The organism is Streptococcus danieliae (assembly GCF_025447695.1).
In the GTDB taxonomy this organism is placed as follows: domain Bacteria; phylum Bacillota; class Bacilli; order Lactobacillales; family Streptococcaceae; genus Streptococcus; species Streptococcus danieliae.
Genome location: NZ_JAOBSU010000069.1, coordinates 1 through 10,013, shown reverse-complemented (window position 1 = coordinate 10,013; position 10,013 = coordinate 1). Strand labels below are relative to the sequence as shown.

General features: G+C 46.8%; 7 protein-coding genes and 1 pseudogene. 2 read left to right on the top strand and 6 right to left on the bottom strand.

Translation table 11 applies throughout. From position 1 onward, the window contains the following. Positions 1–111 precede the first annotated feature (111 nt). The 3 genes from N4310_RS05925 to tgt form a co-directional block, all read right to left on the bottom strand. A complete protein-coding gene (locus N4310_RS05925) occupies positions 112–1,401 on the bottom strand; it encodes a uracil-xanthine permease family protein (RefSeq protein ID WP_262092451.1) in 1,290 nt (429 codons plus the stop codon). A 326-nt stretch (positions 1,402–1,727) separates the two neighbouring features. Continuing rightward, on the bottom strand, positions 1,728–3,548 hold the full coding sequence (locus N4310_RS05920; protein WP_262092450.1) for an acyltransferase family protein: 1,821 nt from the start codon (positions 3,546–3,548) through the stop codon (positions 1,728–1,730). A 206-nt stretch (positions 3,549–3,754) separates the two neighbouring features. After that, on the bottom strand, positions 3,755–4,897 hold the full coding sequence (gene tgt / locus N4310_RS05915; protein ID WP_160332100.1) for a tRNA guanosine(34) transglycosylase Tgt: 1,143 nt from the start codon (positions 4,895–4,897) through the stop codon (positions 3,755–3,757). 221 nt (positions 4,898–5,118) lie between these two features. Here tgt and N4310_RS05910 point away from each other — a divergent pair. Then, positions 5,119–5,577, top strand: a pseudogene (locus N4310_RS05910) (Dps family protein); the annotation flags it as partial. 83 nt (positions 5,578–5,660) lie between these two features. Here N4310_RS05910 and N4310_RS05905 read toward each other — a convergent pair. From N4310_RS05905 to polA, 3 genes are all read right to left on the bottom strand, one after another. After that, positions 5,661–6,092, bottom strand: coding sequence for a CoA-binding protein (locus N4310_RS05905; RefSeq protein ID WP_262092448.1), 432 nt, complete (start codon positions 6,090–6,092; stop codon positions 5,661–5,663). Between the two features lies 1 nt (position 6,093). Continuing rightward, positions 6,094–6,441: a DUF2200 family protein gene (locus tag N4310_RS05900; RefSeq protein WP_179925067.1), complete on the bottom strand. Its 348-nt coding sequence runs from the start codon at positions 6,439–6,441 to the stop codon at positions 6,094–6,096. Between the two features lie 123 nt (positions 6,442–6,564). Then, positions 6,565–9,207 (bottom strand): DNA polymerase I, encoded by a 2,643-nt coding sequence (gene polA, locus N4310_RS05895; RefSeq protein WP_262092445.1) that lies wholly within the window; start codon positions 9,205–9,207, stop codon positions 6,565–6,567. Between the two features lie 220 nt (positions 9,208–9,427). Here polA and N4310_RS05890 point away from each other — a divergent pair, with 220 nt between their 5' ends. Beyond that, the gene (locus N4310_RS05890; protein WP_262092444.1) at positions 9,428–9,982 is read left to right on the top strand and encodes a hypothetical protein; all 555 of its coding nucleotides are present in this window, start codon (positions 9,428–9,430) and stop codon (positions 9,980–9,982) included. The last annotated feature ends 31 nt before the right edge of the window (positions 9,983–10,013 follow it).

Sequence of the window (10,013 nt, the reverse complement as noted above, 5' to 3'; positions counted from 1 at the left end):
AGCATACAATGCTGTTAGACCCAATCAACTACTGCGTCAAAGGTATTTTGCTAATCATAAAGAGAGAGGCTAGACTTCTGTCCCAGCCTCTCCTCTTACAAAAAGCTCTAGTTATTCAGCCGAATCCTCAGCTGCTGCTGGCAAGACCAGGTTCAAAAAGACACCGACCAAGGCCGCCAAGGCTGTCCCTGAAATAACCAGGTCAGAACCCAACTTCAAGACACCGCCACCGAGGCCCAAGACCAACATGGCACTAGCGATTACAAGGTTGCGGGACTCCATAAAGTTGACCCGAGCGCGAATCAGAACCTTCAAACCGTTGCTGGCAATAACTCCATAAAGCAGGATTGACATCCCTCCCAAAACCGCACTTGGAATAGTCGAAATCAAGGCTGTAAACTTAGAGAAGAAGCTCAAACCGATGGCAATCAAGGCCGCATTCCGGATCACCGAAACACTAGCAATTCGGGTCAAACCAACAACCCCGGTATTCTCCCCATAAGTGGTATTGGCAGGACCACCAATAAAGGCTGAAACCGCTGTAGCCACCCCATCTCCAATCAGGGTCCGATTGAGACCTGGTTTTTTCAAGAAATTACGGCCACAAATCTCCCCTAAAACCATATGGTCTCCGATATGTTCTGCAATGGTTACAATCGCAATGGGTAGAATGGCAAAGGCTTCCGGACCAAAGTAAAGCTTGTACTCTTTCAAACCTGCGACTCCTGTTGCAAATGGCAGGCTCAGATCCGGCAAGGACAACCAAGCCGCTTCTTGAACTGGGGTAAAGTCAACCATCCCCAAGAAAATAGCTACTACATAACCTCCGACAATAGCAATCAGAAACGGAATCACCCGCACAAAGCCTTTTCCCCGTGTTTGGATGGTCACCGCAATCATAAAGCTCACAGCCGCCACCAACATGTTTTTCCAATCACCATCGGCCACAAAGCCAGCTGAGGTTACAGCTGTGTTGGCCAGTCCCAAACCGATCACCATAATCATCGGCCCAATTACAATCGGTGGCAAGAGACGGTCAATCCAGGCTGTCCCAACCTTTGCAACAATTAAAGAAACCACTACATAAACCAGACCAACCATCATAATCCCAGTTTGTCCAGCACTAATATCCCCACCCATTTGTTCCTTGGCAAAAGCCATGGCTGAAATATAGGCAAATGAAGAACCTAGATAGACCGGAACACTAAACTTGGTAGAGATCATATAGATCAGAGTCCCAATCCCCGAAGCCAGCAATGCAGTCGAAATCGACATCCCTAGTAAAATCGGAACTAGGATCGTCGCTCCAAACATCGCAAAAACGTGTTGCACACTCAGGAGCAACCCTTTTGCAGTGTCTGGCTTTTCATGAATATCAAATAACAAACGTTTTTCTGCCATTTTATCCCCCTTTTTGTTCCTATTCTGACGGCATCTTGAATCAAAACAGGACGGCGCGTTTTATTTGACTTAGCTTTTTTCAAAAAAAGCCTCATCATGAAATGAGACTCTGTGGATAGATATTCGATAAAAATTTCCTCACAAAACAGGACAGAGTCTGAGCTCTGCACTACTCTATGATTCTTTGATTCGAAAAGTCCTTAGTAGGCTCTCCGTCCTACCTTAAAAGTCTTTATTTCGAATATTAATTCTACCACATCTAGTGGATTTATACAAGTTCCCTGCTCCGTCGAGTTTCAAAGAAACTCGGTTATAGCAAGAGCACCTTACTTAGCTGGCTTGGCTTGAGCTGCTTCAACAGCTTGGCGAACGGTTTCGGCGTAGATCTTGGCCCCTGCCTGGATGGCTTCACCGGTACCACCAAAATGGATATTATCACTATCCTCCCACATTTCCGGACGGTTGAGGGAGACCTTGTGCCAATCTGCCAGGGTAATAAAGGAATGTTTGCGAGCTAATTTCAGTTCATACTTCCAGGTTTCTTCTGCGGTTGCCTCGACGTACTGATCGGAATTTCCGTCATAAGGGGTTACGAGGACTAGGCGGTGGCCTTTAGGGAGATCCTTAATAATGCCGTCCAATTCTTCTTTATAATTGCTCACGATATTAACTCCAATCCCCAGAACAACCGTTTTGCCTAGGATGCCGGCTTGGGCCTGAGCATTCATAATCGCACGCGCCTGGGTCAGGTTCCGGCTACCGGCGGCATCAATATTTCCATCCGGAAAGACCTGATTGAGTTGTGTATTGGCCCGCAGAGCAACAGAGTCACCAATCAGAGAGAGACCTCCAGGAACTGACAGACTCTCAATTTCTGATTCAGCTTCTAGCTCGTCCAAGCGCGCTGTCGGATTCACCTGATAATACAAGCGTTCCAAGCCCTGGGCCGATTGAGCCATATTATTGGCCGCCATATCCCGCGCAAAATTGGTCATCACCGGTGCCTGATAAAGGCGAACCCCACTGGCGGTCACCAAACCAACCAAGACCAAGCCCATAATCATTCGGGCGGACTTATTGAAGTGCTGCCGTCCTGCTAGAATCGGTTCCACAATGTAAAAAGAAAAAGCGGCAAAGGTGTAAGAAAGAAGGACTGTGAGGAAAACCGCTTGCCAGTGTACCAATTGATCCTTAAAGATACTGTAGAGCGGCCAGTGGAAAAGATAGACCCCATAGGAAGTATCTGCCAAAAAAGTCAACCAAGCAGGTTCTGCCACATCTGGCAACTGATTGTGGAGCAGGCGCAGACTGCGAATCAGAACCGTTGCCGCCAGAGCCGCCAAGGCTAGCCCCCCAAGATAGGTGATATTCTGGTCAAAGCGCAAGCCGATCAACAAACCAGTCAGAATGACCACACCTAGCAAGCTTCCCAGGATAATTCCCGGCCAGTTGGAATGTTCCAAACGCTTTTCAAAGGACAGAGATAGCGAGGAGACACCGGTCATAGCCGCTAATAAACTTCCAAAAAAGAAAGGAAAGAGGTGACTGAGACTGGCAAAATAAAGCATAGATGGACTGGCTCCCAACAAGAGCCCCAAGACCATAGTCCCATAAGACACTACAAGAAGCGGCAAGGACAAGGTGATGACGCTACCTCGGAACTGCGATGTGTTCCGCGATCGCTTGGCCAGACGGTACAAAAGGAAAGACCAAAGCAAGTAGAAATGAACCTCCACCGCCAAACTCCAATTGTGGACAAAGAGATGGGGGATAAACTGATCCTCGTAGTTCCCACCCGTCAGCATCTCATAGAGGTTGGTCACGTAACCCAAAACTCCTGCGACTTGCGTTGGGAGATCTGCTACATATTCTAGACGAACCAACCAGGTCAAGGGCAGGGCCACCAAAAGCATCAGCACAACCGGCGGCACAATCCGATACAAACGCCGCCGCAGAAAGGCCTGCATATCCACCTGACCTGTTCGGTCTACTTCATCAATCATCAAAGCGGTAATCAGAAAGCCTGAGAAGGTGAAAAAGACATCCACTCCAACAAAACCACCTGGGAAATACTTAGGGTAAAAATGGTATAGTAAAACCCACAACAAGCCTAAGACCCGCACGCATGAAAACCAGCGTATCCGCATAATAACTCCTAATATATCTTTAAAATCATACTACTCGAATAAGACAAAAAATGACGAGGAAAACCGACGAAGGTTTAACTAAAGTCAGATTTTGAAAGTAAATAAGTATAACTAAACATTTCCTTTTTTACCATTATATCGTAAATACAGATACATTCCAAATAGAGCAAAAACCAGGCTACTCGGAACCTGGTTTTTTTTTACAATTAAAAATTCCGACTAGAACGGTTATAACCATACTGCTCCACAAAATCATGGCGGAATTCCAAGAGATTGTCATCCAGAATTGCCTGGCGAACCTTTCGCATCAAATCAATCAAGAAGTAGAGATTGTGGTAGCTAGTCAAGCGCATTCCGAAGGTCTCATCCGCCTTGAGCAGGTGCCGGAGATAAGCCCGACTATAATTCTGACAGGTGTAGCAACCACAGTTCGGATCCAGTGGACCAAAGTCTTCCGCATACTGGGCATTCTTGACCACCAAACGACCCTGGCTGGTCATACAGGTTCCGTTCCGTGCAATCCGCGTTGGCAGTACGCAGTCAAACATATCGATTCCACGAATAACCCCATCAATCAAACTATCCGGTGCGCCAACTCCCATTAGATAACGAGGTTTATTTTCTGGTAAAAGGGGAGTCGTGAAGTCCAGCACCGCGTTCATTTCCTCATGGGTCTCACCAACCGCTAAGCCGCCCACGGAATAACCGGGGAAGTCCATCGCCACCAGGTCAGCTGCAGACTGACGGCGAAGGTCCTCGAACCCTGCCCCCTGGACAATTCCAAACAAACCTTGGCGATCTGGGTTTTGATGGGCCTTAAGCCCCCGCTCTGCCCAACGACTGGTCCGCTCAATCGATTTCTTAACATAGTCGTAAGGCTGGTAGAACTGGGGACATTCATCAAAACTCATCATGATGTCTGAGCCCAAATTGTTCTGGATCGAAATCGCCTTTTCCGGTGATAGGAACATCTTAGCTCCATTCAAATGGTTCTTGAAGGTGACCCCTTCCTCTGTGATATTCCGTGAATCTGCCAGGGAATAGACTTGGAAACCACCTGAATCTGTCAGAATGGGTTGGTCCCAATTCATAAACTTGTGCAGGCCACCAGCTCTGGCGATCAACTCATCTCCCGGACGGAGCCATAAGTGATAGGTGTTGGATAGGATAATTCCTGAACCCATCTCTTTTAACTCCTCTGGCGACATGGTCTTAACGGTAGCCAAGGTTCCTACTGGCATAAACATGGGGGTTGGGAAGGTCCCGTGAGGGGTGATAATTTCCCCTAACCGGGCTCCCGTATGTTTCTCTTTTTTAATCAGACGATACTGAATCGGTGAATCTTTCATTTTTTCTCCTTCCTAGGAAAAACAGTCCTAGTTCTGACCCCTATTGTAGCAAAAAGCCCCTCCCTTGTCACAATCGATTTCCTTGTATCCAGCTTCACTTAAATTGTCTGAAAATTAGAATCGTGCAACTTTTTTCAGACACTGATAATTGCTTGACTCCGTTATTTAGAATGATTATAATTTATTTAGAAAAACAAAAAGGAGAACTTCTTATGAACAACACTATTTCTGTCCTAAACCAAACCGTCGCTGACCTCTACACTGCTCGCATCGCTCTCCACCAGCTCCACTGGTATATGCGTGGAGCTGGTTTCATGGTTTGGCATCCAAAAATGGACAAATACATGGACGCTATCGATGGTACCTTGGATGAAATGAGTGAGCGCCTCATCACTCTCGGTGGCCAACCTTACTCAACCCTAACTGAATTTCTACAACACTCTAAAATCGAAGAACTTCCAGGTCAATTCAAATCTGTTGAAGAAAGCCTTGCACGTGTGATCGACATCTTCAGCTATCTGACTGAACTTTTCCAAGCAGGACTAGATGTGACTGACGAAGAAGGAGACGATGTGACCAACGGTCTCTTCGCAGATGCCAAAGGTGACTTCGAAAAAACTATCTGGATGCTCTCTGCTGAACTTGGCCTCGCTCCACAACTCGCCAACAAAGAAGCCTAACACTCATTTAATTTCAAAAGACTCTCGAATTTAATCCGAGAGTCTTTTTACATATTTTAGGATAGGCAACTCACAACCTCTACTCAGAAAGCGTGAGGATCCACCAGTAACTGGTGATCTACTTTAATACAGCGATCCATCACGATTTCCTGGATCCCAGCCTGGGTCAGCAGATCCAAGGCTTCTTGACTAAACAAGCCCTGTTGAGCCCAAAAAACCTTAGCTTCAGCTTGTAAAAAGTCTGCAGCAACAGCCGGTAAAAACTCACTGCGACGAAATACATCCACAATATCAACAGGGAAGGGAATACTTTCCAAACTTGGATAAACCTGTTCCCCCAGAATCTTCTGATCCACAGCCCGTGGGTTGACTGGCACAATGCGGTAACCCTGATCTTGCAGGTATCGGGCCACCCGATGGCTAGTAGCCTCTTCTCGTGGAGAAAGTCCAACAACTGCGATGATTTTGCTTTCCTCCAGGATTTTTTTGAGCCCAGTAGAATCTCTTACAAGCATCTTAAGACCTCCGTATTTTCTCTAGAGGACGGCCTTTAGCCAGCTCGTCCACCAGCTTATCGGTAATGCGAATTTGTTTCATCAAAGGATCGGTTAATTCTTGAATCTTAACCCCACAAATGGTCCCCGTAACACCAGTTGCCGCTGGATTCCAGGCAGGACATTGGTTGTAAAAATCAGCTACGGTTCGAGTTTCAGGTCCCTGCTGGACTTGCTCAGGACTATAACCGGTTAGCCAGGTTAACACCTGATCCAACTCATCTTGCGTTCTCGCTTTGCGCTCTACTTTATTCAGATAAGCTTGATAAATCCCCATCCAGCTCATCTGATCAATGGTTTTTCGCGGCATTCTCTACCTCCCTATTTTAAAGCTTGGGTTCTAAGACCTGACCCTCCGATTTCAAAGTCCAAGTTCTAGGCCTCGCTCCCCTATTTTTAGGCTCGGGATCAAAAAGTCCACTGGACTTTTTGATTACTTCGCTTCATACCAGGTTTTTCCTTTGTTGCCGTCGGCGACGAGGGGGACGGCGAGTTGGATGGCGTTTTCCATGACTTCTTTGAGGAGGGTGGTGATGGCTTCTTCTTCTGAGTTGGGGACTTCGAGGACGATTTCGTCGTGTACTTGGAGGAGCATGCGGCTGGTGTAGTTGCCTTCTTCCAAGGCTCGGTCCAGGTTGATCATGGCGATTTTGAGGATATCAGCGGCTGATCCTTGGATTGGGGAGTTGATGGCGGTTCGTTCCGCAAAGGAACGGACTTGAAAATTCCGAGCATGGATATCTGGCAAAGCGCGACGGCGGTGGAAGATGGTTTCCACATATCCTTGGTCACGCGCCTCACGGACAATCCGATCCATATAATTCTTAATGCCTGGATAGCGTTCAAAGTAGGTCTCAATGTAGTCCTTGGCTTCGGCTCGGGTGATGCCTAGGTTATTGGCTAAACCAAAATCAGAGATGCCATAAACCACCCCAAAGTTAACCGCCTTGGCATTGCGGCGATCCAGATCAGTCACCTCTGCTGCGGAGGCCCGGCCAAAGACCCGCATGGCTGTCGAACTATGGATATCCAGTCCATCTTTAAAGGCCTGAATCAAGTGCTCATCCTGAGAAATATGGGCCAGTACCCGCAATTCAATCTGCGAATAGTCCGAACTCATCAACACCGCATCCTCAAAGGACGGAACGAAGACCTTCCGAATCAAACGGCCCTGCTCCAAGCGAATCGGGATATTTTGCAGGTTGGGATCCGTACTTGAAAGCCGACCCGTCTGCGTCAAATCCTGAACATAGCGGGTATGGATCTTGCCATCCTCTGCGATGGCCTCCTGCAAGCCCATGACATAGGTAGACTGCAACTTGGTAATTTGCCGATAGTCGAGAATCTTAGCCACGATCGGCGCAATCGGAGCCAAACGCTCCAAGACATCCACGGCAGTTGAGTAGCCCGTCTTGGTTTTCTTGGTGTATTCCAAAGGCAAGCCCATTTTCTCAAACAAGATGATCCCCAGCTGTTTCGGCGAATTGATATTAAACTCCTCGCCCGCCAAGTCGTAGATCTCCTGCGTCAAGCCCTCAATAACCGCCTGATTCTCAGCCTGCATGTCCACCAATGTTTCACGTTGAACCTGAATCCCCGCCAATTCCATTTTAGATAAAACCTTGGCTAGGGGCTGCTCCATGTCGACCAAGAGCGGCCATTGCTCCTGCTCCACCAATTGGCTTTGGAGGGACTCCTGTGTTTCCACCAAAACGGCTAGCTTATCAGCCAGGTGTTGGAAAAAGACCTCTTCCTCCGGAATTGCCCGTTTGACACCCTTGCCATAGATCACCTCATCCTCAACCAAAGACCGACTTCCATACAAACGAGCAATCGTTGAAATCTGGTTGTCTTCAACCGTAGACAAAAGATACTTGGCCAAACGACTATCGAAAGCCGGTACAGGCAAGTCCAACCCATAAGGGGCTAACAAGACCTGAACCTTTTTAAAATCATAGACATACAAAGGCGTCTGCTCCAAAAAGGCTTGGAAAACCGGACTCTCCAAAATAGCTGGAGACTCCCCCACATAAATCTGGTCTTTTGTCCCCCAGACCACACCCCGCAAAGGTTCGGTATGGTAATTCTCTCCCAACAACTCCAAATGCAGGAAGGTTTCTGGACCAAACATTCCCGCTGTCGGCTCTGTAACCACCTGATAAGCCGCATGCTCCACCGGTGTCGCACCGACAGCCGCCTGATCCAACTGCTGCTTCAATTGCAAAAAGCCCATATCCTCATAGAATTGACCTAGGGCTGGGACATCCGGCCCCTGGTAGGCTAAATCTTCCAAACCAATCGCAATTGGGGACTGGGTGTTGATGGTCGCCAAGGTCTTGGACAAGAAGGCCTGGTCCCGATCATTGATCAGATTTTCCTTCATTTTGGACTGCTTCATCCCATCCAGATTTTCATAAATGCCTTCCAAGGACCCGTATTCTGCCAAGAGTTTCAGACCGGTCTTCTCCCCAATCTTGGTCACGCCAGGGATATTATCAGATTTATCCCCCATCAAGGCCTTTAAATCAATGAACTGGGCAGGAGTAATCCCCATTTTCTCCATCAGATAAGCCGGGGTGTAGGCTTCAAATTCCGCTACCCCTTTTTTCGAAATTTCAACAACCGTATTGGCATCAGTCAATTGAATCAAGTCCTTGTCACCCGAAACAATGGTTACATCAAACTCTTGAGCCTCGGCTAGTTTATCCAAGGTTCCGATAATATCATCCGCCTCATAATTTTCCAATTCATAATGGCGAATCCCTTGAACCTCCAAAAGCTGCCGAATAAAGGGGAACTGCTCCCGGAACTCATCCGGCGTCTTGGCCCGCCCCCCCTTATAGTCCGCAAACATCTCCGTCCGAAAGGTCGTCTTGCCCGCATCAAAAGCAACCAAGATATGACTAGGGTGAACCCGCTCCAACAGGTGGGTCAACATCAACTGGAACCCATAAATCGCATTGGTATGCAAACCAGACGGTGCCTTAAAGCGATCCAGTTGCTGATAAAGGGCAAAAAAAGCCCGAAAAGCCACAGAGGACCCATCAATTAATAGTAATTTTTTCTTATTTTCCATAACACAATTATAGCACAGACCTCAAAGAAGCAAGCCTTGGAGCAGGTTGGAAAAGGAATCCTAGATTAATGACGCAACACCTAATCTATCTAAGTAAATAATTTCTATATTATTATTTGATTCTCCATTCCATCTTTGTTAGAATAAATATATAATATTTTGATAGCGTTTTCGTTTTTGTGAAACGTTATTGTCTCTTGGTCTTCATAGGGAGGTTCTTATGAGAAGAAAATATCTTTATCGTACATTGCTACTCTCCAATATCTTATTGGTACTCGCCAATCCTGATTTTCATGAAGGAAAAGTGAAGGCAGATGAGAAAACAAATACCGCTGAGGTGAAACTCCAATTCGAAAATTTCGAAATTTCTAAGGAGGATTTTACGGACTTCCAGATTCCGGAAGCCAATCCTTACACGGCTCCGCCTAGCTCACCCCAAGAAGCACCGAAAAGCGTCGAAAACAATACAACAACTAGCTTGGAAATTCAAACAGTTCCCCAATCAAATGAAGTTGAATTCGTTACGGAGACTGCAATAGGAACAAATCCTGATAAGGACATAGAGAAGACTGCTGATAGGGATACAGATACAAAACTTTCCACAAGCGAAAATCTAGTTCCCAACCGTCCTTTCCGTAGAGTGTCAAATAATGATTCTGATGACATAGATCCGAAATTCGAAGAAAAAGTCCAGCAGTACCTAACCAATCTGACACCAGAGGAACATCAGGGCACCTCTAAAAACTCATACTTATTGTCGCCTTATTTCAAATAAGTAGGTATTCCTATTTGGTAGTGCGGACGTG

What these genes read in the sequence shown, in the direction of transcription:
- N4310_RS05925 (WP_262092451.1), bottom strand. Translation starts at nt 1,401, where the DNA reads ATGGCAGAAAAACGTTTGTTATTTGATATTCATGAAAAGCCAGACACT.
- N4310_RS05920 (WP_262092450.1), bottom strand. Translation starts at nt 3,548, where the DNA reads ATGCGGATACGCTGGTTTTCATGCGTGCGGGTCTTAGGCTTGTTGTGG.
- tgt (WP_160332100.1), bottom strand. Translation starts at nt 4,897, where the DNA reads ATGAAAGATTCACCGATTCAGTATCGTCTGATTAAAAAAGAGAAACAT.
- N4310_RS05905 (WP_262092448.1), bottom strand. Translation starts at nt 6,092, where the DNA reads ATGCTTGTAAGAGATTCTACTGGGCTCAAAAAAATCCTGGAGGAAAGC.
- N4310_RS05900 (WP_179925067.1), bottom strand. Translation starts at nt 6,441, where the DNA reads ATGCCGCGAAAAACCATTGATCAGATGAGCTGGATGGGGATTTATCAA.
- polA (WP_262092445.1), bottom strand. Translation starts at nt 9,207, where the DNA reads ATGGAAAATAAGAAAAAATTACTATTAATTGATGGGTCCTCTGTGGCT.
- N4310_RS05890 (WP_262092444.1), top strand. Translation starts at nt 9,428, where the DNA reads ATGAGAAGAAAATATCTTTATCGTACATTGCTACTCTCCAATATCTTA.